The organism is Bacillus sp. VA15 (assembly GCF_055721145.1).
In genome coordinates, this window is record NZ_JBVQPQ010000001.1 from 387,667 (window position 1) to 413,884 (window position 26,218).

Below are 26,218 nucleotides of genomic sequence, written 5' to 3' on the forward strand. Positions count from 1 at the left end.
ATGTATTAATGAAACAGGCAAGTGCAATACCTCAGCCCAAAACATACGGACCTTTAAAAAATCTTCCGCATCTGGAAAAAGAGCAGCTTTCTCAATCCTTATGGCGGATAGCCGATGAATTGGGGCCGATTTTCCGTTTCGATTTTCCAGGGGTGTCCAGTGTTTTTGTATCCGGCCACAATCTCGTGGCTGAAGTGTGTGATGAAAGCCGCTTTGACAAAAACCTTGGCAAAGGCTTGCTAAAGGTGCGCGAATTCGGCGGAGACGGCTTATTTACAAGCTGGACACACGAACCGAATTGGCAAAAAGCCCACCGCATTTTGCTGCCGAGTTTCAGTCAAAAAGCGATGAAAGGCTATCATTCTATGATGCTGGATATCGCAACCCAGCTGATTCAAAAATGGAGCCGGCTTAATCCTAATGAAGAAATTGATGTAGCGGACGACATGACCCGTCTGACGCTTGATACGATTGGGTTATGCGGGTTTAACTATCGCTTCAACAGCTTTTACCGTGATTCTCAGCATCCGTTTATCACCAGTATGCTCCGTGCCTTAAAAGAGGCGATGAACCAATCGAAAAGACTGGGCCTGCAAGATAAGATGATGGTGAAAACGAAGCTGCAGTTCCAAAAGGATATAGAAGTCATGAACTCCCTGGTCGATAGATTGATAGCGGAGCGAAAAGCGAATCCGGATGAAAACATTAAGGATCTTTTATCACTCATGCTTTATGCCAAAGATCCTGTAACAGGTGAAACGCTCGATGATGAAAACATTCGATACCAAATCATAACGTTTTTAATTGCAGGGCATGAAACAACAAGCGGTTTGCTTTCCTTTGCGATTTACTGTCTGCTTACACATCCGGAAAAACTGAAAAAAGCGCAAGAGGAAGCGGATCGCGTGTTAACGGATGACACGCCGGAATATAGACAAATCCAGCAGCTGAAATACATTCGGATGATTTTAAATGAAACACTCAGGCTGTACCCAACAGCTCCGGCCTTTTCTCTCTATGCCAAGGAAGATACTGTTTTAGGCGGGGAATATCCGATCAGCAAAGGGCAGCCTGTCACCGTTTTGATTCCGAAACTGCACCGGGATCAAAACGCTTGGGGAGAGGATGCAGAAGATTTTCGTCCGGAACGGTTTGAAGACCCTTCGCGTATTCCTCACCATGCGTATAAGCCGTTTGGAAACGGGCAGCGTGCTTGTATTGGCATGCAGTTTGCTCTCCAAGAAGCGACAATGGTTCTCGGTCTTGTATTAAAGCATTTTGATGTGATGAACCATACTGGATACGAACTGAAAATCAAAGAGGCATTAACGATCAAACCGGATGAATTTAAGATTACTGTGAAACCGCGGAAAACAGCGGCAATCAATGTACAGAGAAAAGAACAGGCTGACATCAAAACAGAAACGAAGCCAAAAGAAACAAAGCCTAAACACGGCACACCATTACTCGTTCTTTACGGCTCGAATCTTGGGACAGCAGAAGGAATAGCCGGTGAACTGGCTGCTTACGGCCGCCAGATGGGTTTTACAGCCGAAACGGCGCCGCTTGATGATTATATCGGCAAGCTTCCAGAACAAGGCGCAGTCGTCATCGTTACGGCTTCTTATAATGGGGCGCCGCCTGATAATGCTGCAGGCTTTGTAGAGTGGCTGGAAGGGCTTGAGGAAGGACAATTGAAAGGTGTCTCTTATGCGGTATTCGGCTGCGGAAACCGGAGCTGGGCCAGCACGTATCAGCGGATTCCCCGCCTGATAGATGACATGATGAAAGCAAAGGGGGCATCACGTTTAACAGCGATTGGGGAAGGCGATGCCGCCGATGATTTTGAAAGCCATCGCGAGTCGTGGGAAAACCGCTTCTGGAAGGAAACGATGGAAGCATTTCATATAAACGAAATAGCTCAGAAAGAAGACAGGCCTTCATTATCAATTACTTTTCTCAGTGAAGCGACGGAAACGCCGCTTGCCAAAGCATATGGCGCGTTTGAAGGGAACGTTTTAGAGAACCGGGAGCTCCAGACGGCTGATAGCCCGCGTTCCACCCGCCATATTGAATTGCAGATTCCTGACGCCAAAACATATAAGGAAGGCGATCATATCGGCATATTGCCAAAAAACAGCCAGAAGCTTGTTCAGCGGGTCCTCAGCCGATTCGATTTGCAGTCCAATCATGTGATGAAAATGAGCGGCGGCCCTCATATGGCTCATCTTCCGATGGATCGGCCGATCAAATTGACGGATTTATTGGCGTCCTATGTGGAGCTGCAGGACCCGGCTTCAAGGCTTCAGCTTCGGGAGCTGGCTTCTTATACAGTCTGTCCGCCGCATAAAAAAGAGCTGGAACAGCTCGTTTCAGATGATGGCATTTATAAAGAGCAGGTACTGGCAAAACGTCTCACTATGCTTGATCTTTTAGAGGATTACCCGGCCTGCGAAATGCCGTTTGAACGGTTTTTAGCACTTTTGCCATCACTAAAACCGAGATATTATTCCATTTCAAGCTCTCCGAAAGTCCATGCCAATATCGTGAGCATGACAGTAGGCGTTGTTAAAGCCTCAGCCTGGAGCGGGCGAGGCGAATACCGGGGTGTCGCCTCTAATTATTTAGCAGAGCTGAATACAGGTGATGCAGCAACCTGTTTCATCCGAACGCCGCAATCCGGATTCCAGATGCCAGATGACCCTGAAACGCCTATGATTATGGTCGGGCCGGGTACAGGAATTGCGCCATTCAGGGGCTTTATTCAGGCAAGATCTGTTCTGAAGAAGGAAGGAAGCACACTTGGTGAAGCTCTTTTATACTTCGGCTGCCGTCGCCCCGATCATGATGATCTTTACAGAGAAGAGCTGGATCAAGCGGAACAGGATGGTTTGGTGACAATCCGCCGATGCTACTCACGCGTCGAAAACGAATCAAAAGGATATGTCCAGCACTTGCTCAAACAAGATACGCAGAAATTGATGTCGCTCATTGAAAAAGGGGCTCACATTTACGTATGCGGTGATGGATCGCAAATGGCTCCTGATGTGGAGAATACTTTGCGTCAGGCATATGAAGCTGAAAAAGGAGCAAGTCAGGAAGAATCTGCCGATTGGCTGGAAAAGCTGCAAGCGCAAAAACGTTATGTAAAAGACGTTTGGACAGGAATGTAATAAAAATAAAATCCCGCCATCAATTAGATTGGCGGGATTGCTTTGCATGTGAGAAAACCGGCACGATAATGAAATCTACTGAAAAGGATGTTATAGGGAGTATCGTGCCGGCCTTATTGTTAATATCGTCACACAGGGACAAAAGTTTAGGTTTTTTGCCTTATTTTTAAATTAAATAGTCTAAAAGTCTTGTTTTTGTGATTTGCACATCTTTTTTTGGTGTTTTGTTCTCGCCTATTCCTCAAGATGAGCCGTCTGTTGAAGAGCGATGTTTAAATTGGCGTTCCACATGTTTTCGGTAATGAAAGTCATGAATCAGCCGAATCGTGGGCCTGATTAACAGCAGCAAGCTCCCAATCGCAAACAGCCATATCCCTGCCGACATTAATTGGTCATAAAAAAAGAAAAGGCTCCCGACGAGAAACAAAGCACCAATGATAAAATCGTTTACGGTATAAAGAATCTTATATCGTTTTTTGAAAAAAAGTTCGTTTCGTTGCAGTTCTTTTTTGATGTCATGTTCTTCATTAGCTGCCACTGTCATCCCTCCATTCTATTTTGGCTTACCCTCACGCAAACGACATGTAAACATAAGAATTACCTTGGAAAATGGAGGGGTCAGAGAATGATCAACAATGTTTTTAAATAGGACTTCTTTTTTATAAAAACGATTCCATCGCCTCAACAATAAGACCAGTCAAAGCTTTAGCCCCTTGAGGAACCAAGTGTACGCCATCAGGTGTAAAGTATTCTGGATGCTGAAGAGCTTCTGTATGCCAGTCAACTAACGTAACATTTTTATGTGCGCTTGCCTGGTACTTCAAAGATTCATTTACCTTGCTTTCCCATTGACGGGGGACCCGTGTATTGACAAGGTAGATATGAGCTTTTGAGAAAGCTTGAAGCAATTGTTCAATTTGGCTGTCTGTAAAGTAACCATTGGTTCCCAGCTCAATGATGACAGCTTTGTTCGGCTGATTAAAAGACTTGTATTCCCTTGTGAGCTCCAAAGCTTGAGACATTTGTCTCCCCACCTTTCCATCAATCGTAACATGTGAAAGTGACTGCCGAAGGTGTGAGGCAATATCAAGCATGACGGAATCTCCTATAGCTAACACTTCTTTGTCAGAGTCTGCGGGTTCTTTCTCCTGCTGAGATTGCGTGTCTTTATTTTTGCTAGTCTCTTGTCCATTATTTTTGTTTTCCTTTTGATCTTGATGGGAGTCTGTTGTCTTTTGTTCGGCATCGTTTTCCTTGTCTTTATCGACTGCAGCATTCTTTCTGTCCTCAGAAGCCTGGCTGGTATCAGCGTTTGTTTCTTGTGAGCTATACGTCCATTTGGTGGGGTGCTTTTGCTCTCCGGCTAGTCCAGACAGCCCTCCCGCAAAAATAAGTACAGCGAGAATGACGAAACCAATTGACATTTTACTGAGGACAGTTGTCGTTTTCCATTCCCTGATTCTATGTATAAAAACGCGGCGGAAAAAGAATCTAAATCCCTGTGTTCGTATCGGCTTCTCAATAAAATGATAGGAAAGCTCGGCAAGTATAAATGTCACAATAACCTTTAGCACGATATGCCAAAAAACAGGGTTTCCGATTTCTTGAACTGGCGTGCTTAACACAATCACAGGGTAGTGCCAAAGATAAATACCGTAAGACCTCGTTCCAAGCCAACGAAGCGGCCTCCATGAAAGCAGATTGCCTAAAAAGCTGCTCGGATGACAAACACATGCAATAAGGATTGCGGCGACCATGCTAATCAAAAGCATTCCGCCTCTGTAAAGAAAAGGCTCGTATTCATCTGTGAAATAGACACACAACACTAAAATACAAAATGCCGAAAGTTCAGTGGCGTGCAATGTGTGCTTCAGTTTACTTGGCAGCCTGTTGGAAGACAGCCTTTTCATAGGCCAAACCAAAGCCAAGGCACATCCGATGAGAAGCTCAAACGACCGAGTATCTGTACCGTAATACACGCGGCTCGGATCTGCGCCGGGTTCATACAATATGCTCATCATCACGGCTGAACAAAGCGCAAGCAATGATACCACCGCCGCCAATCTGGCGCGGCTTTTAAATATGTACATCCCAACAACCAAGAACATCGGCCATATCATATAAAATTGTTCTTCAATCGCCAGCGACCAAAGATTTTTTAAAGGTGATGGGGAACCAAAACTATCAAAGTATGATAGTTTGTGAAAAATAAAATACCAATTACTTATATATAAGAGAGAAGAAATGGCATCTCCGCGTACAGTATGCAATAGTTCCCTATCAAACAATACAACCCAAATAACAGCAGAAAAGATCATAAGGTAAGCCGCTGGCAGAAGCCGCCGAATTCGGCGCACCCAAAAATCCCGAAAATCAAGACTGATATCATTTCCATGTGCCGGCAATAGAATAGATGTAATTAAATAGCCGGATAAAACAAAAAAGATATCAACTCCAATGAAGCCGCCGTTAGCCCAATTGAGGTTTAGGTGATAAGCGATAACTGACAGGACGGCAAAAGCCCGAAGGCCATCGAGTCCAGGGATGTATCGATGATGTTGTGTCTTGTGATACATGGGTATTCCTCCAATAGTGTGCAGATATTCTCGTTGTTTTTGATAGCTAGGTTACGATCTCACTTAGAGAAGAGAGAAAACATCCATCATATGAGTTGGATGTTTTTTTATATTATCGAACGTAACGATCTCCCACGAGCAAGCTTGATATGACGCTGGTTGGAATTTCAAACTCGGTAACGCCCATATAGCCGGGAGCGACTTCATATTCATCAAATGAGATCACAAGTTTATGGTCTTCATTAATATAAAACGTTTGATCAGGAAGAATTTTTTTGAATGGTTCTGCATCTTCTTCAGTGAGCCAATAGATTTTATTTGGATCTTCCTTCATTTGCTGTTTCATTTGTTCTTTGATGTTTTGGCTGATGACGTTGATATAGCGTTCATCTTTGAATAAGCTTTTTAATGTCAGTAAGATATCATTCTTTTTGTCAATTGTGATATAACGGCTTTGGGTGTAAGATGATGCTTGTGTTTTTTCAATATCTCGCCGGATAGAGAGTAAATCTGGCGTGTCTGTCACTGTCTCGTAATCACTATAGATGCTGAGATGCCCTTTTTTGTTTTTAGATGTGGACTGTATAAATTCCTTGTACAGCTGCTTGCTTTCTTTCAAGTATTTCTGGTTAATGCTGTTTTCAAGCTCTTTATTAGAAAGTCCGGACAGAGCAGGTGTTTTGACATCGATGCTCGATTGATCTTTCTCTTCTTTGATCTCAATAAAAGTGATGGCTTTGACAATCTTGCCGATGACAGGGATTCTCGACATCGCTTGAGCTGCGTCAGGGTTGATGTTGACAAGTGCAGTGAATAAAATAGCCGCCGTGACAGCTGCCGATGTCGGCCACATGACGATTCTTTTCTTTTTTGGTTTTTGCTGAAGGGCTTTTTCAACAATGATATCAAGTTCTTTAGGAATCTGAACATTTTTATATTCTTCTCTTAATTGCTGCAATCTCTTATCCATTAAGAAAGATCCTCCTTCGTCAACTGAATGCGCATCAGCTTCAATGCTCTGTAGAGGCGCGTTTTGACGGTATTCGTGTTTTCTCCTGTAATTTCCGCAATTTCTTCTAATTTGAGGTCTTCAAAAAAACGCAAAATAATAATGGTCTTATAGCGGTACGGCAATTCGTCAAGCGCTTCATGGAGATCGGTATCCTTGTAATGGTCTTCCTTTCCTTTGCTTAAAAACTCTATCGTTTCGTCATCCATCACTTTTACCTTTTTTTGTTTGCGCAAAAAATCAATAGCTGTCCGTACTAAAATTTTATAAAACCAGCTTTTTATCGTCTCAGGGTTTCTAACCGTTTCTACTGAGCTCAGCGCTTTTTTTATAGATTCCTGAATAATATCTAATGCGTCATCTTGATTTTTCACATAACTGAAAGCCAACCTGTAGAAATCTTGCTTATGATCAGTTATGCATGCGACAAGCAACGCTTTTGTTGTTTGTTTTTTCTTCATTGCAATAAAGGGCTCCTTTTTGAATATACGTATATCATAGGCTGTTACCTAGGATAGACGCGGAAGGCTGAAAAATAGTTTGCGCAGAATCGCATTTTTTTAAAAGAAATGATCAGAGGGGGAGGATCCTAAAAACTTTGTAGAAAGGAATGCGTAAAAAAACATGACTTGTATCAACAAGCCATGTTTTTGTACTATTGCTCTATTCCAAATAATGTTTTTTGAAATCTGAGTGGATAGAAAATTTGCGGCGTAACCGAATGAGATTTTCTCCAAAGCTTTCTTCTAAAAGCCCTCTATGCTTTTTCAAAATTTCCATGAGGTACAGATCATGAATGATCACTTCAGTTATAGGCATGACTAAACCTACATGCATTGTCCATGCAGCACGGCTGTCGTTGCCAAGAGAGACGATACCTGCTACCACTTCTGAATCATCCCCGCTATAGACAAGCCACCGTCCGTCATACTCTTCTGTAATTTCACTGCTCATATCATGAAGGTAAACAGTAGCAAAATCAGATACGATGTCTCCGTACGCAATAATGGTGACAATGACACCTTGATTTGCCGCCTGTTTTAGCTCTGATTCTATCTCATCAAAATCCTCTTTCCATATTTCTAAGAGGATTCTTTTTTTGGCGGATAAGATACAAGCCTTCACCTTTTCAAGAATTTCATTGCGTCCGGTGATATTCCAGATATTTTCCCGGTCATTTGCAGTCTGCTCGAATTTTTCAAAGTATTTCTCAGCCTGATCAAAATGCTCTTCCGCTTTGAGCCGGCGGTTTTTAATCAGTTCTTTAGCGGGTACAGGGACATATTGAGGCGTATTTCCATGACTTACAAAAACATCTCCTCTGATAACAAGGCTTTCCAGGACTTCATAAATTTTAGAACGGGGCACTCCGGATTTTTTGGCGACGGCATAGCCTGTTAAAGGTGATTCTTGCAATAAAGCAAGATATGCTTTTGATTCATATTCGGTAAAATTGAGGTTTTTTAAAATGTCTAACATATTTTCTTTCATATATCCTCCAATATAAAGAGCAATCGCTGCCTTTGTAATCGCTATTTTAACAAACCATATTGATTTATTCCAAACCCATTGATACAATTTTATGAGTAGTTACTTTTGTAGTCACTATATGTTGTGAGGATTTTTTAAAGGGGGAGAAGAAATGCACAGCTTACTCACATACATACCGATAGCTGCCATGATGGTTATTTTACCGGGTGCAGATACAATGCTTGTGATGAAAAATACCCTTAGATACGGCGCAAAGGCTGGCCGTTATAACATTCTTGGATTAGCAACAGGACTTTCCTTTTGGACCGTTATCGCCATTTTAGGTTTATCAGTGGTTATTGCAAAGTCGGTGTTTCTTTTCACAACGATCAAATATTTGGGAGCAGCGTACTTAATTTATTTAGGTATCAAAAGTTTTTTTGCCAAAAGCATGTTTTCTATAGATGACATGCAATCCCAAGCAACAACTACGGGAAATTCTCCGAAACGTTATTATAAAACTTCCTTTATGCAAGGATCACTTAGTAACATTCTCAATCCTAAAACTGTTTTGGTTTATGTTACAATCATGCCCCAATTTATCAATCTGAAGGGGAATATAAACCAGCAGCTCATCATTTTAGCTTCAATCCTAACCTTATTAGCGGTGTTATGGTTCCTCTTTCTCGTTTATATTATTGATTTCGCAAAAAAATGGATGAAAAACTCGAAGTTCCAGAAAGTGTTTCAAAAAATAACCGGAATGATATTAGTAGGTTTTGGCATCAAAACTGGTTTGAGTTAATATTCGAGGTGATACGCCTAAATGAAGTAAACGATTTTAGAGGCCAAATAAAAGCTGACATTTCATATTCAAGCTTAGCTTAATGTCTGACCCATACAAAAAAGACAAGGGAGTGAGTATCCCTTGTCTTTTTTATTATTTCATCTTATATCCTCTGCGGGTTTGCACCTTATATAAAATAATCAATAAAACAAACCAGACCGGAGTGACAAACAAAGCAACACGTGTATCATTCGCCAGTGCCAATACGACAAGAACGAACGCGAGAAATGCGAGTGTTAAGTAGTTGGATAATGGGTAAAAAGGCATTTTAAATTTGTTTGTTTTCGCTTCATCCTGCCTTGTTTTTCGATATTTCAAATGGCAAATCACCGTGATGCCCCAAATAAAAATGAAACATATTGTAGAAACACTTGTAATCAGTGTAAAGACTTGCTCGGGCATTATATAATTCAGGCTGACGCCAATTAGAATGGCGATGGTTGAAAAGAACAGCGCATTACTTGGAACTTTAGAAGAAGTCAATTTCTTCAATAATCCAGGTGCGTGATGATCCTTGGCTAGAGAATAGACCATGCGGCTTGTGCTGAATAAAGCGCTGTTAGCCGCTGATGCCGCTGATGTTAATACAACAAAATTGATCATACTGGCAGCGGCAACGATGCCTACAACAGAAAAGACTTGAACAAATGGGCTTTCATTTGGGTTCAAAACATTCCAAGGGTAGATACACATAATGACAAAAAGTGCGCCGACATAAAAAAGTAAAATCCGGGCAGGGATTTGATTGATGGCTTTAGGGATCACTTTTTGGGGATTTTCTGTTTCACCTGCTGTCAGTCCAACAAGTTCAATTCCCACAAAAGCGAAGACAACCATTTGGAATGAAAGGATAAATCCATGCCATCCATTTGGAAACATGCCGCCGTGCTTCCAAAGATTCGTGAGGCTGGCTGAGCCGGAAGCTGTGGAAAAACCTTTCGCAATCAAGAAAATACCAGTTACGATAAGAGCCAATATGGCAATGACTTTGATCAATGCAAACCAGAATTCTAATTCTCCGAAAAGTTTAACGGTGGCAAGATTCATGATCAGCAGGATGATAAGCGCAAGAAGACCCGGCAGCCATTGAGGCACATCGGGAAGCCAATATTGCGTATAAATGCCGACCGCGGTTAAATCAGCCATCGCGAGAGAAATCCAGCAGAACCAGTAGGTCCAGCCAGTGATAAACGCTGCCATGTTGCCTAAATAGTCCCTTACAAAATCAACGAAAGAGTGATATCCCGTATTTGATAAGAGCAGTTCTCCTAGCGAACGCATAATGAAAAAGCAAAAGACTCCAGTGATCAAGTAAGCAAATAAAATGGATGGTCCCGCAAAGTGAATGGATTTTCCTGAGCCTAAGAATAAACCTGTCCCGATTGCACCCCCAATCGCCATTAATTGTATATGCCTGTTTTTAAGGCCTCTAGACAATTTTTGCTGTTGTCCAAAATTGTCTTTGGTAGAATTGCCTATCAATTTTGTTTTCCTCCAATAATAAAAGATGAATAAAGTTTTATCGGATATTATACCATCTAAGAGAATACAATGTTTGATTTTTAAATTTTAAAAATATAATTTTCATTTGCTTGTGCGTAAAGGTGCCAAATGTCTCCCGAAGAATATGCTTATCACAAAAGATTTTTATCAATCATTCGGTTTTGACTCAGTCGAGAATCCTTATACAAACATAAAAGTTTCGAAAAAACAGTGGGTCCATATGGAGGATCTATTTTTTCAATGGATATCTCCTTATCTATCAACATTCGGCCAAACAGTTGTTACGCCATTTCTAAGTAATGACTGGGAGGGAGGATGTCATCTGGACGATATGATGGATGATGAGTTTGCTGAGGTTTATGAAGAATATAAGGCTTTTTTAATAGGTAACGATTTGTATGATCATACGCCCACTTTGCTTGAAAACAGCAGGGGATATCAAATCGCTCATATCGGTGATTTTTCAATCCTGGGCAAGATGGCTGCAAGAAATCATCATTATTTATTCTTTGCCGATGGAGATAAAGTTTTTATGTTTACAGATTCACTGACCTTCCAGATGTATTGTAAGGATAAAGAAGTTTTGCATAATGAAATGAGAAAGATCGGGCAGTTGCTGCATCCTGATTTTTTATCGTGAATCACTGTGGCGGACACATAGAGTGTCCGGCATTTTTTTGTTTTCAATTGATGTCATGTCTAGTGGGAATGTATTTTGGGGAAAATGTCCTGATCTATTAGATTTATTTTCTGTCATTCGGGATTTTTCCATCATTACGTTCCTGAAGAATGATAAACTGTTTACTGATTATTACTTTGGAAGGAGCACAGTCTTGAAGAACTGCGAATCTAAAATACTAATATCAAACATAAATAATTTGAAGTGATAAACACATAGGCATAAAAGGTCAGTATGTCAATCTGCTATAAAGACCTTTCTGAAAGTGTATCAATAGATAATCTCAAGGCTGTCTGTCATAAAGATTCGGAATATTCTTGTTAAGGGCTTATCTAATAAGGGCAAAGGATGATAGACGTGAAAAGAATAGATAAAATATACCATCAGCTCATGCATAATTTTCATGACTCCAGCTTAGATCAACTTTTAAAAGTACAGGGGAATTCAGCAAAGGAAATTGCTGAGCAGCTGAAAATGGAGCGGTCCAATGTCAGTTTTGAATTGAACAATCTCGTCCGATCTAAAAAGGTCATAAAAATTAAAACGTTTCCTGTGCGATATATCCCAGTGGAAATAGTGGAAAGGTTATATAACAAGAAATGGGATACAGAGATGATGGAAGTGAAAGGCCTGGAGCTGTTTTCCGGGAATCCAAAACAGAATCATCAAAACATTTCCACGAATCCTCTAGAGCTTATGATTGGGGCAAAAGGCAGCTTGAAGAAAGCAATCTCCCAGGCAAAGGCAGCTGTCTTTTATCCGCCGAACGGTCTGCATATGCTCCTCTTAGGGCCAACAGGTTCCGGTAAATCCCTTTTTGCAAACCGGATTTACCAGTTTGCCATTTACTCTGACATTTTGAAGACCGGTGCTCCATTTATTACATTTAACTGTGCAGATTACTACAACAATCCTCAATTATTGCTTTCTCAATTATTCGGACACAAAAAAGGCTCATTTACAGGTGCCGGCGAGGATAAAGCTGGTTTAGTCGAACAGGCCAATGGAGGGATTCTTTTTATGGATGAAATCCATCGTCTCCCTCCTGAGGGACAAGAAATGCTGTTTTATTTTATTGACAGCGGTTCTTATAACCGGCTTGGAGAATCTGAACATAAACGAACATCAAACGTATTGTTTATTTGCGCCACTACAGAAAATCCGAGTTCTGCACTATTAAAAACATTTTTGCGAAGAATCCCAATGACCATTCATATTCCTTCGCTTGAAGAACGATCGCTTAAAGAAAGAGTGGATTTGACGACGTTTTTATTAGGGAAAGAAGCAGAGCGAATTAAGAAAAATCTGAGTGTGCACATAGATGTCTATAATGCGCTTATTCATTCTGCAAAATTTGGGAATGTGGGACAGCTGAAATCAAATGTCCAGTTAGTTTGTGCACACGGGTTTTTGCACAACCTTGACAGAAATGAGGTTATTGAACTGACTGTTCGGGATCTGCCGGATGAAATCAAGCAAGACTGGATGTCCAGCAGCAAAAACATGCAAAGAAGCAAAGCGATTTCTGAATATGTAAATATCACAACGATCATCTCTCCGATTGTAGAAGATGAAACAACAAAAATTGACGAAGATCTCTCATTTAATCTGTATCATTTGATCGAGGAAAAAGTGAAAACCCTCATGAAAGAAGGGTTATCTAAAAAGGATATTAATCAATACATCTTGACTGATATCCATTTGCATGTCAGAAGTTTTTTTCAGCATCGGGCGTTTCAAAAGGACAGCCTGCTGACATTCGTTGAAGATGACGTGATTCAAATGACCAAACAGTTAAAAGAAATAGCTGAACATGAGCTGGATTGCACATTTGACCGTAAATTTATTTATTTCTTGAGTATGCATATTGACGCATTTTTAAAGCGCGGTAAGCAAATTGATGTTTTAAACACACAGGAGACTGATGAAATCCGTGATACTCATGTGAAAGAATATCGGGTGGCGATGATTTTTAAAGATAAAATTCAGGAATATTTTAAAGTGGCTATTCCGGAAATAGAGGTCATCTACTTAACGATGCTGATTCACTCCATTAAATCGTTAAAAGAGAACAAAAGGGTCGGTATTATCGTGGCTGCACATGGAAATAGCACGGCGAGTTCAATGGTTGAAGTTGCGACAGAACTGTTAGGAAGCACTCCAATTGCAGCAGTTGATATGCCGCTTTCTGTTTCACCTTCGGACATTATCGAATGCGTAGCGGAAAAAATGAAACAGGTTGACGAAGGCGAAGGTGTTTTAATGCTGGTAGACATGGGGTCACTTGCAATGCTGGAGAGCAAGCTGGAGGAAAAAACAGGCATTGCTATCAAAACAATCAGCAATGTTACGACCTCAATGGTGCTGGATGCTGTCAGAAAGGTGAATTATTTGGATTTGAATTTGCATGCGATCTATCAATCGGTCACGAAGGATTTTATTGAATTATGGGAGCGGCAGCCAGCAGCATCTGGCAAAAAGAAAGCACTGGTCTCCATCTGCACGACAGGCAGCGGAACGGCCAAAAAGCTGGAAGACATCCTGACCACGATCGTAAACAAAGCCTCCGATACCCCGATTCACATATTGACCGTTTCATCTATTAAATTGGCAAACCGGATAAAAGAAATCGAAAAAGAGTATGAGATCCTTGCGACAGTCGGAACGAAAGACCCTAAAATCAATGCTCCGCATGTATCTTTAGAAGTGTTAATTGAAGGGGAGGGAGAGAAGCTGATTCAACAGGCGATTACCAAAGGCAGCATCCCCTTGAGCAATGGATTGAACGAAGCAAATATCATTGTCAGGGAGCTTTGTGAGGATAGCTTAAAAAAGTACCTTGTCTTCTTGAACCCCCACCATATTATCGAAATGTTATTAGAGTGGCTGCAAACTGTTCAGGATGAGCTGGGAGCCATATTCAATAATGCAGTTTTGATCAAAGTCATCATGCATACGGCGTTCGCCTTTGAAAGGGTGATTAAGCAGAATCCGATTGCTTTCTCAGAGGAAGAAGAAATAAATGATCAGATGAAAGAAATGGTGAATGTGACAGAGCGGACATTAGCGCCATATGAACAAAAGCTTGGACTTCGCATAAGTGATGATGAAAAATTATTTATAGCCGCCATCTTCGCTGAAGAAGTGCATGGCCAGCTGTTTTAAAAGCAGTTTTTTAATGTGAACCTGTATTAAATGGAACGCCATTTTAATACAGGTTTATTTTTTTGATTCCAAGTGTTTCAACAACAGACTATCATTGGCTGAAAACTTAATGAAAACGCTTAACACAACTTTGTTGGCACGATCCTTGCATTATATATGGATGTACAAAACAGGAAAGGAGCAATGTATATGATTTCAGTTATTATCAGTGGTCATGGAGATTTTCCCATAGCATTAAAAGAGTCTTCAGGGATGATATTCGGTGAAGAAAATAACCTGCTTGCAGTGCCGTTTTTTAAAGGGGAAGGCATTCAAACGCTGCAAGAAAAATATCGTCAGGCGCTCAAGGACATTCCGGAAGAAAATGAAGTGCTTTTTTTAGTCGATATTTTTGGAGGAACGCCATATAACGCGGCAGCTTCTTTCATTGCTGAGGATCAAAGAATGGATATGGCAGCCGGTGTAAACCTGCCGATTCTGCTGGAGGTATTAAGCCTGAGAGAACATCTGACACTTAAAGATTTGCTGAACAACTTAAAAGCAATGAGCCAGCAAAGCTTTCAAGTGTGCAGTGAACATTTAGAAAAAGTAAAAACTGTCAATCAGGAAACAAGAGAGGATGAATTGTAATGAACATTGTGTTAGCCAGAATTGATGACCGCTTTATTCACGGCCAAATCTTGACAAGATGGATTAAAGTCCATGCAGCAGACCGAATTATCGTTGTCTCCGATGATGTTGCACAGGACGAAATGAGAAAAACGCTGATCCTTTCTGTTGCACCTTCAAATGTAAAGGCGAGTGCCGTTTCGGTTTCAAAAATGGCAAAAGCGTTTCATAGTCCGCGCTATGAAGGGGTAACGGCAATGCTCTTGTTTGAAAATCCGTCCGATATTGTATCTCTTATTGAAGCAGGTGTGCCGATCAAAACCGTAAACGTCGGGGGAATGCGTTTTGAAAATCATCGCAGGCAAATCACAAAATCAGTCAGCGTCACAGAGCAAGATATAAAGGCGTTTGAAGCATTAAGTGACTTGGGCGTGACACTGGAATTGAGGCAGCTGCCTTCAGATGCCAGCGAGGATTTTGTACAGATTTTACGGAACGTAACAAAATAATCAAGGGGATGAGAATATGTCTTCATTACAAATTATTTTGTTGTTAATTATTGCAGCAATCACCGGCATCGCAAGTGTATTGGATGAAGGGCAGACACACCGGCCGCTTGTGGCCTGCACGCTAGTTGGCTTGGTCCTCGGGGACTTAAAAACAGGAATTATTCTCGGAGGCACACTAGAGCTGATGGCGCTGGGCTGGATGAACGTCGGCCTTGCCATGGCGCCTGATACAGCGATTGCCTCTGTCATCTCAACCATTTTAGTTATTACCGCTGATCAGGGAATTGGCGAAGGCATCGCCGTCGCTGTTGCTTTGGCAGCTGCGGGGCAGGCGCTGACTATTTTTGTGCGGACGATCACTGTCTTTTTCATTCACCGCGCTGATCAATACGCAAAAAAAGGGAATATAAAAGGAATTGAAATTATGCATATTACCGCGATGGTGTTTCAAGCGCTGCGCGTAATGATACCGACATTAATTGTCGCATTGATCAGTGTCAGCGCTGTTCAGGCGTTCTTGGGCAATATCCCGGATGTCATTACAAAAGGGCTGCAAATAGGCGGAGGCATTATCGTTGTTGTCGGATATGCCATGGTAATCAATATGATGAATATTCCTTATTTAAAGCCATTTTTCTATATAGGTTTCTTATTGGCAGCGTTTACCGATTTTAACTTAGTAGGGTTTGGAGCACTTGGTCTCTGTCTGGCGCTTTTATACCAGCAGGTGATGCAAAAACATAACGCGCACGGAGCAGTCGCCGCCGCATCAGACAGTGGTCATGTGGCTGTTTATGATGACGATGATGATGACCTTGATGCCTAAACCATAAGGGGGGATGAAAAAATGGAGAAAGAAAAAAGATTAACGAAAAAAGAAATTTTCAGCATGTTTATTCGTTCGAATTTTTTGCTCGGCTCCTTTAACTTCGAACGTGTGCAGGCCATGGGATATTGCTATGTCATGATTCCGGCGATCAAAAAACTGTACGGACCCGGAGCGAAAAGAAACGAAGCCTTGCAGCGGCATTTGGAATGGTTTAATACACATCCGTGGCTGACTGCGCCTATATTTGGCGTTACGGCAGCCATGGAAGAAGAAATGGCGAACAATAAAGGAATTGATGGAAAAGCAATAAGCGGAATGAAAATCGGTTTGATGGGCCCGATAGCGGGTGTAGGCGATCCGATTTTCTGGGGAACGATTCGTCCGGTCTTAGCTGCGTTAGGGGCATCCCTTGCTTTAGGAGGAAACATTGCCGGCCCTTTGCTATTCTTTTTCTTGCTGAACGCCATAAGATTAAGCACAAAATATTACGGGTTAAAGTATGGCTATGTGAAAGGAATGGAGATTCTGCAGGATTTAGCGGGGAATCGCATTCAAAAGCTTACAGAGGGTGCTTCGATTCTCGGGTTATTTGTAATGGGGGCTCTCGTTTCCAAATGGACCACGATCAACATTCCAATCGTTGTGTCCAGGATTAAGGATGAAAGTGGAAAAGTGGATGTTCAAACCGTACAAAATGTGTTAGACAGCATTATGCCGGGTGCGCTGCCTCTAGGGTTAACGTTATTGGTGGCATGGATGCTGCGCAAAGGGGTGAATCCTCTTCTCATTATTTGCGGGATCTTTATTATCGGGATTCTTGGGTATTGGGCTGGATTCTTAGCATAAGCTGTGTGATGTAAGAAAGAAGAGGGAAACTGCAGCACTCTATCATATAGTCAATCATTTGGATAACAGTGAAACAGAGGAGAATTGCGAGAAACGGATCAACTTGTGCAGCAGTCTCTCTTGAAAATGTTCAAACATGAAGAGAGGAGCGAAGGAACAAATGAAAAAGAGACTTATTCAAGTCATGATCATGTTCATCCTGCTGTTGACTATGGCATTTCCGGCTGAGGCAGCCGATTCAAGCTACTATGACGAGGATTATCGTCCTCAATATCATTTCACGCCGGAAGCAAACTGGATGAATGATCCAAACGGGATGGTATATTATGCTGGAGAATATCACTTGTTCTATCAATACCATCCATACGGGCTTCAGTGGGGCCCCATGCATTGGGGGCATGCCGTGAGCGAAGATTTGGTTACGTGGAAGCACCTTCCTGTTGCGCTGGCTCCGGATGACAAAGGCACGATCTTTTCAGGAAGCGCAGTTGTAGACAGGAATAACACAAGCGGTTTTCAGACAGGCAAAGAGAAGCCGCTTGTGGCTATTTATACACAGGATCGGGAAGGCCATCAAGTGCAGAGTATCGCCTATAGCAATGACAAAGGAAGAACGTGGACGAAATACGCTGGCAACCCTGTCATTCCAAACCCGGGAAAAAAAGATTTTCGCGATCCAAAAGTCTTTTGGTATGAAAAAGAAAACAAGTGGGTGATGGTGCTTGCGGCCGGAGACCGAATCCTCATTTATACGTCCAAAAATTTGAAGCAGTGGACGTATGCAAGTGAATTTGGACAGGGGCAAGGAAGTCATGGGGGAGTATGGGAGTGCCCGGATTTGTTTGAGCTTCCGGTAGACGGCAATCCGAATCAAAAAAAATGGGTGATGCAGGTCAGTGTCGGAAACGGAGCGGTTTCGGGAGGATCAGGCATGCAATATTTCATAGGGGACTTTGATGGAACTCATTTTAACAATGAAAATCCGTCAGACAAAGTTCTCTGGACGGATTACGGCAAAGACTTTTATGCGGCTGTATCCTGGTCTGATATTCCATCCTCAGACGGCCGGCGGCTTTGGTTAGGCTGGATGAGCAATTGGCAATATGCGAATGATGTTCCTACATCCCCATGGAGAAGTGCAACCTCCATTCCAAGAGAGGTGAAATTGAAAACGCTTACTGGAGGAGTGAGGATCGTCCAAACACCAGTAAAAGAGCTGCAAACCATTCGCGGGACCTCTAAGAGGTGGAAGAATCAGACCATATCGCCCGCAAGCCAAAATTTGTTAGCAGGCCTATCTGGAGATACGTATGAATTACATGCAGAATTTCAAGTGACCCCAGGTTCAGCAACTGAATTTGGTTTTAAAGTCCGAACAGGCAGAAATCAATTTACAAAAGTCGGCTATGATCAAAAGAACGCCAAACTGTTCGTTGACCGGAGCGAGTCGGGGAACGTCACCTTTAATCCGACCTTTAACACCGGAAAACAAACAGCTCCGCTGAAACCGGTAAATGGAAAGGTAAAGATGCGCATTTTTGTCGACCGCTCTTCAGTTGAAGTATTTGGGAATGACGGACAGCAGGTCATAACCGATATCATTCTCCCGGATAGATCTAGCAAGGGTCTTGAATTATTTGCTGCAAATGGCAGTGTAAAGCTAAAATCTTTAACGATATATCCTTTAAAAAAGGTGTGGGGAACGTCACCTTTTATCTCAAATTTGACTGATTGGACGAATGTAAATGGCACGTGGGCCGACACAATTGAGGGGAAACTAGGGAGATCGGACGGCGATTCCTTTATCATGTCTTCAGCATCCGGATCTGACTTCACCTATGAATCTGATATTACCATTAAGGATGGAAACGGAAGAGGAGCAGGAGCGCTTATGTTCCGCTCTGACAAAGATGCCAAAAACGGTTATCTTGCCAACGTGGATGCGAAGCATGACCTAGTGAAATTCTTTAAATTTGAGAACGGTGTCGCTTCTGTTATTGCCGAATACAAAACGCCGATAGACGTAAATAAAAAGTATCATCTGAAAACGGAAGCTCAAGGCGATCACTTTAAAATCTATTTAGATGACCGTCTTGTGATCGATGCAAATGATTCCGCATTCTCAGAAGGTCATTTTGGCTTAAATGTGTGGGATGCGACTGCTGTCTTTCAGAATGTAAACAAATAGTCTTAACTTGAAAAAAGGCACAGACCTAAACAGTCTGTGCCTTCTCGTTTATTTCAACAAATTTAATGATTCGCGGTTAAATGCTTCCAAATCATCAGGTGTTCTGCTTGTAACAATGTTGTGGCTGACGACTACTTCTGCATCTTTGTAGTTTGCGCCGGCATTGATTAAATCTTTGCGGATGCTGCGGTAGCCTGTGATATCTTTGCCTTTCAGAAGATCCGTATCAATCAATACTTGCGGACCGTGGCAAATAGCGAAAACAGGCTTTTCATTTTCGACAAACGCTTTCGCAAATTCTCCCGGACGATCATCTGCACGAAGCAAATCTGGAGAGAATCCCCCAGGAATTAAAAGTGCATCAAATTCATTAGCATCCACATCTGAGATTGCTTTTTCGATCTTCACTTTCTCGCCATGCTTACCGGTAACTTCTTTGCCGGCTTCCAAATCGATAGCTACGACACTGTAGCCAGCTTCTTCGTATGCTTTTACCGGACTTGTATATTCGATATCTTCGAATTGGTCTGTAACGAGAACTGCAATTTTTTTGCTCATATCAAAAACCTCCTATAACCTCTTTATGCCCATAGAATAACAGGAAGATTGACCGGCCTTCAAACCATTTGCTTAAGGAGATCGTTTTTCGTGAATTTCCAGTAAATAAAAGCGGGTCAGCCCATTTAAGGACTAACCCATTTTTTAGACTTACAATGTGGAAATATCAATCACAAATCGATACCGGACATCACTTCGGAGGATACGTTCGTATGCTTCGTCCACTTGGTCAGCGCGGATGACTTCGATTTTAGGTGCGATGCCATGCTCAGCAGCGAAATCAAGCATCTCTTGAGTTTCTGCAATTCCGCCGACAAGAGAACCTGCAAGGCTGCGGCGTCCCATGATTAAAGAAAACACACTGTATGTGTCCTGCTCAGCAGGTGCTCCGACATTTACAAGTGTTCCGTCTATACGAAGCATTGATAAATAGGCGTCTACATCAAGATTCGCGGATACTGTATTTAAGATCACGTCAAACCGCCCGGCCAATGCAGTGAATGTAGCTGGGTCGCTAGTTGCAAAGTAATGATCTGCCCCAAGTTCCAGAGCTTCCTCTTTTTTATTCATGGAGCGGCTCAGGACGGTTACCTCTGCACCCATCGCATGTGCAAATTGAATTGCCAAATGTCCAAGACCTCCAACTCCTACAATGGCAACCTTTTTACCTGGCCCAACATTCCAGTGTTTCAGCGGGGAATACGTTGTGATACCTGCACACAACAGCGGACTGGCAACATCCATTTCCAAACTGTCTGGAATTCGGACAACAAATCTCTCAGTGACAACGATTTTTTGGCTGTACCCGCCATACGTCGGATTTCCATCGTAGTCTAATGAGTTGTAAGTCTGCACAACACCCTTTGTGCAGAACTGTTCCTCACCGCTGAGACAGTATTCGCATTCTCCGCAGGAGTCAACAAAACAGCCGACACCAACTCGGTCCCCGACAGCAAACTTGGTAACTTCTGCTCCAACGGCTGTTACGACACCGGCTATTTCATGTCCGGGTACCATGGGGAAGATGCCCCCGCCCCATTCATCAAATGCACTATGGATGTCTGAATGGCAAATACCGCTGAATTGAATATCAATTAAGACATCATGCGGCCGTAATTCTCTTCGTTCAATCGTCGTTTGCTCAAATTTGGCTTTTGCATGTGATACGCTTAATACACGGGTATGATGTTGATTACACATATGAACCTATCCTTTCTTCATCATAAGTGCTGTAAATAAAAACATGCACTTATTTAAGTTTTATCGTGTCTTCAACATAACGATAAACCTTAAAGTCCGCTTTAAGGCAAGGGTTTTTTGAAAAAATCTCATATGATCGGCTTGGTTGAACCCTTATAGTAAAATCGCACCGAATCATTTGATCCGAGGCGTACATTTTTTATAAGGTATGGTACAGGTCATCATGAACAGGCTCTAACCAATCCGTTGCCCCCGGCGTAATGGCTAAGTGCACAAACCAACTGTCTTTCGCCGCACCGTGCCAATGTGTTACATGGGGCGGAATATTTATGACATCTCCGGTTTTGAGTAATTGAGCTGGTTTTCCTTCTTCTTGATACCAGCCTTCACCGCCTGTCACTAACAAAACTTGCCCAATTTTATGAGAATGCCAGTAATTGCGGGCCCCCGGAGCAAAGGTGACATTCCCGATTGAAGCATTGAGAGGCGTCTCATCGGTAAATATCATTTGTAAATATGCATCCCCGGTAAAGTTCGCTTCAACTTTTTCACCTATCGGAAAGATTGTGCTATTGCTTAATTGACCAGATGTCATGTATTGACCTGTTTTCTTTTCATTTTTAAAGATGTCTTTTGCGATATGAAATGCTGACCAAGCTTTGGGCCATCCGGCATAAAACGAGAGGTGAGTGATGATTTCTGCAATTTCCTCTTTTGTTAATCCGTTTTCCTTCGCTTTTTGAAGATGCGGAGTCAATTGTTCGAAGCTTCCTCCAGCAATTAACGCAGAAACTGTAATCATGCTGCGATCCCGTGGAGACAGTTCTTCCTCTCTTGCCCAAATGTCACCGAACAGAACATCATCGTTAAGTTCAGCAAACTTTGGCGCGAATTCTCCTAGTATATCTCGTCCAGCAGTTTGTTTTTTTGCCATTTAGCAATCCCTCCATCTAAACTGTTTTTATTGCATGGAGAAGTATAGAGCTTAAAGTGTGCTTTAAGGCAAGCCCTGTATTTTTGAAAAAAAGATTTCAGCAGCTAAAACTTGTTTCTGCTTGACTTAAAGTTAACTTTAAGTGTTACCTTCAAAACATGCAGGACGAGGACAGAGAGGTGAAGAGTATGAATATTGCGCAGGTGGCAAAGCAGTTTGGCCTAACAGCTGCAACACTCAGATATTACGAACGTGTAGGATTGATCCCGCCGGTAAAACGAAAAGAAAGCGGCATTCGCGATTATGATGAAGAAGATATCAAATGGATTGAATTCATTAAATGCATGCGAAATGCAGGACTATCGATAGAAGCGTTAATTGAATATACAACGTTATTTACTGAAGGAGATCGTACGGTAGAAGCTCGCAAAAATATCTTGGCTGATGAAAGACAGCGGCTCATAGAGAAGCGGAAAGAAATTGATGAAACAATTAAAAGATTAGATACAAAAATTGACGATTATGATGGGAAATTGCGTGAAAATGAGGCTAAACTCAAAAGCAGGCCTAAAACGGAAAGTCTTCACGGATAAGTGACGCAAGATAGCATTCTTTGTGTCCGAGGGGGCAGGTTAAAAATAAGGATTTTGTTTCGAACTTGTTTCTCCGACAAGAAATGGATACCGAAAGAGGTGGTTACATTCCTTATTCGATTGGAGAATTTGCAAACATCATCAGTGTGACAACAAGTACCCTAAGGTATTATGAAAAGGAAGGGCTCCTGAATCCTCATCGAAATGAGAATAATATACGGGAATTTACGGATCATGATATCGGCTGGGTGCGGTTTTTGCTCCATTTGAAAGATTCAGGAATGACGAGGACAGAGCTAAAACAATATACAGCATGGGCGAGCAATGGGTGAGGAAACGATTCATGAGAGAATGCATTTACTTGAAAAGCGTAAGCACATGGTAGAAATAGAAATTCAACTTTACAGCAAAACCTGCAAGTATTAAACCGTAAGATTGAATGCTATAAGGACCAGATAAAGGGGGATCAATATGAGTTTGTCCTTTATCCAAATGAAGAGGAACAGTCATAAAAACAAATGGTTTAAGGCTGAAGGTGATTTTTAAAAATGAAAATTCCCTTCAGCCTATTTTATTGTTTATTGATGAGAAGGAAACCAGCTTTTATATTTGACGTTAAGTCGAACGTTTACTTTTGCTATCAAAAAAACAGTTAGTATAGTTTATAAAAAATATAGATCCCCGTTGTTCATTTAGTCAGATTTTCCCCTCAGCCGTTTGATATCTTCTTTAGGCGGAAAACCAAACATGCGGGAGTATTCACGGCTGAATTGTGATGGGCTTTCATAGCCGACCCGGAATGCAGCATCTGCGGCATCTGTTGACTTCATGAATAACAGGCGTCTGGCTTCCTGCAATCTCAGCTGTTTTTGGAATTGAATCGGGCGCATGGCGATATAACTTTTAAAAAACAGAAGCTGAGGGACAGTTGTGGTCAATCAATACTGTTCCTCAGCAAATCAATGGTATGTTAAAGGGTTGGCAACTGAATCGCGGTTTCGATATTTTGTAAATTCAGCTTGACTTGTTCGTCTGTGTTCCAAGGATGGTACCAGCCCTTTTCCACCATATAGCTTGAGATTTGTTCGTGCATATCGAGGGCTTCCTCTAAATGCCGGGTAAGGATCTCTTTCACTTCAGGCGTTCCAGCTTCCGTTGCGGCCATCGCATAATTTCTGACTCCGTTTTTTGCTGCAATTAATAAGTCCATGGCAATGATTTGGTCTGTTAAAACATTCATGCCGGTCAGATATTCAATGATAGGATTCATTAATCATTCATCTCCTCATTCATGCTTTGCATTAGATAAAATAGAGGCAAATTCCTGTAGCTGCCGTGTGGTGGTGTCAACGTCTTGCTGCATGATTTCTTTAAGCTTCGGATCAGATACCAGCGCCTTCATTGTTTTGGATTTTGTTAAACAAAGTGTCTTAAATGCAGTCATTTCTTGGACCTCAAGCACTTCATGTAAGGCGTATTCCATTTCTGTCACCCCCGTTTTTTTAAGGTTTTAACACAACTTTTATACAATCATCCATTTTTGAATCGAAAATGTCATAACCATGCTTTGCTTCATTAAGCGGCAGGACATGGCTTACAACATCTCCAGGATCAATTTTACCCGTCGACACTAATTCAAACATGTATGGCATGTAGTGGATCACCGGAGCCTGTCCAGAGCGTATATTGATGTTTCGCTGCATGATATCACCTAACGGAAAACCGTTATATCTGCCGCCATACACTCCTGTAATTTGTATGGTTCCTCCTTTGCGAACGGCTTGGGAAGCAATGACCAATGCACTCATCGTTCCGCCATGAAGCTTTAATCCGCTGGCAAGGAACTCGAGGTCGCTCATTTTCCCATCCATCCCAACAGCGTCAATGACAACATCTGCTCCGCCTTTGGTGATTTCCTTCAAGTAACTCCCTGTATTCTCATGGTCTTCAAAATTAACGATTTCGACTTTGTTGGTTCGTTTGGCATGCTGTAAGCGATAGTTTACATAGTCAACTGCTATGACGCGTTTTGCGCCCTTTAGCCAACAAAACTTCTGGGCAAACAGGCCGACAGGTCCGCAACCGAGAACGATAACTGTATCACCGTCTTTTACCCCGGCGTTGTCAACACTCCAAAAGCCGGTGGTCATGGCATCGGCAATCACGCTTAATTTCTCATCGGGCTCATCACAAGTTTCAGGAATTTTAAAATGGGTAAAATTCGCAAATGGCACTCTTAAATATTCAGCCTGCCCGCCTGGATAACCGCCAGTATGACCTGAATAGCCGAAATAGGCACCCATTTCTCCATTGTCATTAGATTGATCACATTGGCTTTCCAGTTGGTTTTTACAAAAAAAGCATTCACCGCAGGCGATCGTAAAAGGAATAATGACACGGTCACCTTTTTTCACCTTTGTAACCCCTGGCCCAACTTCCTCAACGATTCCCATTGGTTCATGGCCGATGACATAGTCTTCATGCAGATTGGGAATCAATCCATGGATTAAATGTAAATCTGATCCGCAAATGGCTGTACTGGTGACTTTTATAATCATGTCATCTGACTTTTCAATCTTTGGATCTGGCACATCTTTGACAACAACATTTTTAATGCCTTGATACGTTACTGCCTTCATGCTGTAAAACCTCCAGTGTTAGTGTTCATCAGGTGTCCGGTCAAACATCCCTTTTCGATTTGTTTCATCAGGAAAAAGGTTCATGTTGCCGACCATGATCGAGTTTTTTGCAGAGAGCTGATCCAGCTTATACTGTTCGCTCAGCTCATACGGATGGAACCATTTTTTGCTTATCATCAGTTCCGTAATCTCTTGGTGCATCGCGATTCCTTGCATCAGCTGCTTCCGCAACAAGGCTCTTACATCTGGTGAAGCGATTTCAGTCAAAGCGACAGCAGTATTTCTCACGCCTTCTTTTGTTCGAATAAGAAAATCCATCACAAATGTAGTGTCTGCAAGTTCAGGCACATGTAGCGAATTAATAGGGTCTAAGTGATCATGATTCAAAGGTGCTTACCTTCCTTTCAATTGATGATTGGCGTTGGGCGGCTTTGTGGGACAGGGGCCTGAAATGGGGCACGCTCATAAACCGCTTGTAAATCAGTAAGGTCTTGAATGGATTGCTGCACATCTTTTTGCATCAAGTCCTTAAGATCTTGGTCAAATACAAGTCCCTGCATTAACTTCGATTTCGCTATACAAAGTGTTTTAAAGTTAACGATTTCATGTAAGTCTACAGCCTCGTGGGCAGCTAATGTTTGATGATCCATAGTGATTTAACCTCCTTTAATCAACGTTACATTTCCCGAAATTAGGGTGTAGCATACAGAAAGAACTTTTCTCCGCTAAAAATGACATATACGGAATGATCACAAGTCGCTTTATTCTCATCAAGCACACAAAACGCTTATACACAGTTGTTTATCTAAACAGCTTCTGTTGCGCCGGTTAATGAAATGATCACAAAAAGTGTATAAAAGCCTTGTCTTATTAAAAATGGACAGGTCATAT

General features: G+C 42.0%; 26 protein-coding genes and 2 pseudogenes. 12 read left to right on the forward strand and 16 right to left on the reverse strand.

Annotation, left to right across the window (positions count from 1 at the left end; all coding sequences use genetic code 11):
- The first annotated feature begins 8 nt into the window (after positions 1 to 8).
- Positions 9 to 3,173, forward strand: coding sequence for a bifunctional cytochrome P450/NADPH--P450 reductase CypB (cypB, locus tag AC0DBE_RS01995; RefSeq protein ID WP_472960893.1), 3,165 nt, complete (start codon positions 9 to 11; stop codon positions 3,171 to 3,173).
- Between the two features lie 241 nt (positions 3,174 to 3,414).
- On the opposite strand, the gene AC0DBE_RS02000 is transcribed toward cypB, so the two are convergent.
- The 5 genes from AC0DBE_RS02000 to AC0DBE_RS02020 form a co-directional block, all read right to left on the reverse strand.
- A complete protein-coding gene (locus AC0DBE_RS02000) occupies positions 3,415 to 3,711 on the reverse strand; it encodes a YrhK family protein (RefSeq protein ID WP_088884223.1) in 297 nt (98 codons plus the stop codon).
- A gap of 121 nt (positions 3,712 to 3,832) precedes the next feature.
- Positions 3,833 to 5,749, reverse strand: a complete 1,917-nt coding sequence (locus tag AC0DBE_RS02005) for an acyltransferase family protein (protein WP_472960895.1) — start codon at positions 5,747 to 5,749, stop codon at positions 3,833 to 3,835.
- A 112-nt stretch (positions 5,750 to 5,861) separates the two neighbouring features.
- Positions 5,862 to 6,719 carry an anti-sigma-V factor RsiV gene (rsiV, locus tag AC0DBE_RS02010; protein WP_472960897.1) on the reverse strand — a complete coding sequence of 286 codons (858 nt, stop codon included), beginning with the start codon at positions 6,717 to 6,719 and terminating at the stop codon, positions 5,862 to 5,864.
- On the reverse strand, positions 6,719 to 7,219 hold the full coding sequence (gene sigV / locus AC0DBE_RS02015) for an RNA polymerase sigma factor SigV (RefSeq protein ID WP_014114581.1): 501 nt from the start codon (positions 7,217 to 7,219) through the stop codon (positions 6,719 to 6,721). Before sigV ends, rsiV begins: the two co-directional genes overlap by 1 nt.
- A gap of 202 nt (positions 7,220 to 7,421) precedes the next feature.
- Entirely contained in the window at positions 7,422 to 8,249 is an 828-nt protein-coding gene (locus AC0DBE_RS02020) for a TrmB family transcriptional regulator (RefSeq protein WP_014114580.1), read from the reverse strand.
- A 151-nt stretch (positions 8,250 to 8,400) separates the two neighbouring features.
- Here AC0DBE_RS02020 and AC0DBE_RS02025 point away from each other — a divergent pair, with 151 nt between their 5' ends.
- A complete protein-coding gene (locus AC0DBE_RS02025) occupies positions 8,401 to 9,033 on the forward strand; it encodes a LysE family transporter (RefSeq protein ID WP_014114579.1) in 633 nt (210 codons plus the stop codon).
- A gap of 135 nt (positions 9,034 to 9,168) precedes the next feature.
- Here the strand turns inward: AC0DBE_RS02025 and AC0DBE_RS02030 are convergent, their stop codons facing one another.
- On the reverse strand, positions 9,169 to 10,557 hold the full coding sequence (locus AC0DBE_RS02030; protein ID WP_014114578.1) for an amino acid permease: 1,389 nt from the start codon (positions 10,555 to 10,557) through the stop codon (positions 9,169 to 9,171).
- A 241-nt stretch (positions 10,558 to 10,798) separates the two neighbouring features.
- Here AC0DBE_RS02030 and AC0DBE_RS02035 point away from each other — a divergent pair, with 241 nt between their 5' ends.
- From AC0DBE_RS02035 to AC0DBE_RS02070, 8 genes are all read left to right on the forward strand, one after another.
- Positions 10,799 to 11,218, forward strand: coding sequence for a hypothetical protein (locus AC0DBE_RS02035; RefSeq protein WP_238528862.1), 420 nt, complete (start codon positions 10,799 to 10,801; stop codon positions 11,216 to 11,218).
- Between the two features lie 396 nt (positions 11,219 to 11,614).
- Entirely contained in the window at positions 11,615 to 14,422 is a 2,808-nt protein-coding gene (gene levR / locus AC0DBE_RS02040; protein ID WP_014114575.1) for a transcriptional regulator LevR, read from the forward strand.
- A 189-nt stretch (positions 14,423 to 14,611) separates the two neighbouring features.
- The gene (gene levD / locus AC0DBE_RS02045; protein WP_061186644.1) at positions 14,612 to 15,052 is read left to right on the forward strand and encodes a PTS fructose transporter subunit IIA; all 441 of its coding nucleotides are present in this window, start codon (positions 14,612 to 14,614) and stop codon (positions 15,050 to 15,052) included.
- Positions 15,052 to 15,540, forward strand: coding sequence for a PTS fructose transporter subunit IIB (gene levE / locus AC0DBE_RS02050; protein WP_014114573.1), 489 nt, complete (start codon positions 15,052 to 15,054; stop codon positions 15,538 to 15,540). Before levD ends, levE begins: the two co-directional genes overlap by 1 nt.
- Before the next feature lie 16 nt (positions 15,541 to 15,556).
- Positions 15,557 to 16,366, forward strand: coding sequence for a PTS fructose transporter subunit IIC (gene levF / locus AC0DBE_RS02055; RefSeq protein WP_014114572.1), 810 nt, complete (start codon positions 15,557 to 15,559; stop codon positions 16,364 to 16,366).
- A gap of 21 nt (positions 16,367 to 16,387) precedes the next feature.
- On the forward strand, positions 16,388 to 17,215 hold the full coding sequence (gene levG / locus AC0DBE_RS02060) for a PTS fructose transporter subunit IID (RefSeq protein ID WP_014114571.1): 828 nt from the start codon (positions 16,388 to 16,390) through the stop codon (positions 17,213 to 17,215).
- 84 nt (positions 17,216 to 17,299) lie between these two features.
- On the forward strand, positions 17,300 to 17,443 hold the full coding sequence (locus AC0DBE_RS02065; RefSeq protein ID WP_326201652.1) for a hypothetical protein: 144 nt from the start codon (positions 17,300 to 17,302) through the stop codon (positions 17,441 to 17,443).
- Positions 17,376 to 19,403 carry a glycoside hydrolase family 32 protein gene (locus tag AC0DBE_RS02070; protein WP_072183450.1) on the forward strand — a complete coding sequence of 676 codons (2,028 nt, stop codon included), beginning with the start codon at positions 17,376 to 17,378 and terminating at the stop codon, positions 19,401 to 19,403. Before AC0DBE_RS02065 ends, AC0DBE_RS02070 begins: the two co-directional genes overlap by 68 nt.
- A 48-nt stretch (positions 19,404 to 19,451) precedes the next feature.
- Here the strand turns inward: AC0DBE_RS02070 and yraA are convergent, their stop codons facing one another.
- From yraA to AC0DBE_RS02090, 4 genes and pseudogenes are all read right to left on the reverse strand, one after another.
- The gene (gene yraA, locus AC0DBE_RS02075; protein WP_014114569.1) at positions 19,452 to 19,961 is read right to left on the reverse strand and encodes a cysteine protease YraA; all 510 of its coding nucleotides are present in this window, start codon (positions 19,959 to 19,961) and stop codon (positions 19,452 to 19,454) included.
- Between the two features lie 150 nt (positions 19,962 to 20,111).
- Positions 20,112 to 21,161: an NAD(P)-dependent alcohol dehydrogenase gene (locus AC0DBE_RS02080; RefSeq protein ID WP_072183449.1), complete on the reverse strand. Its 1,050-nt coding sequence runs from the start codon at positions 21,159 to 21,161 to the stop codon at positions 20,112 to 20,114.
- A gap of 199 nt (positions 21,162 to 21,360) precedes the next feature.
- Positions 21,361 to 21,756: a cupin domain-containing protein gene (locus tag AC0DBE_RS02085; RefSeq protein ID WP_472961336.1), complete on the reverse strand. Its 396-nt coding sequence runs from the start codon at positions 21,754 to 21,756 to the stop codon at positions 21,361 to 21,363.
- A gap of 45 nt (positions 21,757 to 21,801) precedes the next feature.
- Positions 21,802 to 22,095, reverse strand: a pseudogene (locus AC0DBE_RS02090) (carboxymuconolactone decarboxylase family protein); the annotation flags it as partial.
- Between the two features lie 188 nt (positions 22,096 to 22,283).
- Here AC0DBE_RS02090 and adhR point away from each other — a divergent pair.
- Together adhR and AC0DBE_RS02100 are read left to right on the forward strand one after the other, a co-directional pair.
- Positions 22,284 to 22,688, forward strand: coding sequence for an aldehyde stress transcriptional regulator AdhR (gene adhR, locus AC0DBE_RS02095; RefSeq protein ID WP_014114566.1), 405 nt, complete (start codon positions 22,284 to 22,286; stop codon positions 22,686 to 22,688).
- A gap of 83 nt (positions 22,689 to 22,771) precedes the next feature.
- Positions 22,772 to 23,020, forward strand: coding sequence for a MerR family transcriptional regulator (locus AC0DBE_RS02100; protein ID WP_472961338.1), 249 nt, complete (start codon positions 22,772 to 22,774; stop codon positions 23,018 to 23,020).
- A gap of 360 nt (positions 23,021 to 23,380) precedes the next feature.
- Here the strand turns inward: AC0DBE_RS02100 and AC0DBE_RS02105 are convergent.
- The 6 genes and pseudogenes from AC0DBE_RS02105 to AC0DBE_RS02130 form a co-directional block, all read right to left on the reverse strand.
- Positions 23,381 to 23,596 (reverse strand): annotated as a pseudogene (locus tag AC0DBE_RS02105) (helix-turn-helix domain-containing protein); the annotation flags it as partial.
- 62 nt (positions 23,597 to 23,658) lie between these two features.
- The gene (locus tag AC0DBE_RS02110) at positions 23,659 to 23,958 is read right to left on the reverse strand and encodes a spore coat protein (RefSeq protein WP_472960903.1); all 300 of its coding nucleotides are present in this window, start codon (positions 23,956 to 23,958) and stop codon (positions 23,659 to 23,661) included.
- Positions 23,959 to 23,973: 15 nt separating this feature from the next.
- The gene (locus tag AC0DBE_RS02115; protein ID WP_003226012.1) at positions 23,974 to 24,171 is read right to left on the reverse strand and encodes a hypothetical protein; all 198 of its coding nucleotides are present in this window, start codon (positions 24,169 to 24,171) and stop codon (positions 23,974 to 23,976) included.
- A 19-nt stretch (positions 24,172 to 24,190) separates the two neighbouring features.
- The gene (locus AC0DBE_RS02120; RefSeq protein ID WP_472960906.1) at positions 24,191 to 25,327 is read right to left on the reverse strand and encodes a zinc-dependent alcohol dehydrogenase; all 1,137 of its coding nucleotides are present in this window, start codon (positions 25,325 to 25,327) and stop codon (positions 24,191 to 24,193) included.
- A gap of 18 nt (positions 25,328 to 25,345) precedes the next feature.
- A complete protein-coding gene (locus AC0DBE_RS02125) occupies positions 25,346 to 25,714 on the reverse strand; it encodes a spore coat protein (protein WP_472960908.1) in 369 nt (122 codons plus the stop codon).
- A 17-nt stretch (positions 25,715 to 25,731) separates the two neighbouring features.
- Positions 25,732 to 25,977, reverse strand: a complete 246-nt coding sequence (locus AC0DBE_RS02130; protein WP_061186636.1) for a hypothetical protein — start codon at positions 25,975 to 25,977, stop codon at positions 25,732 to 25,734.
- Positions 25,978 to 26,218 lie beyond the last annotated feature (241 nt).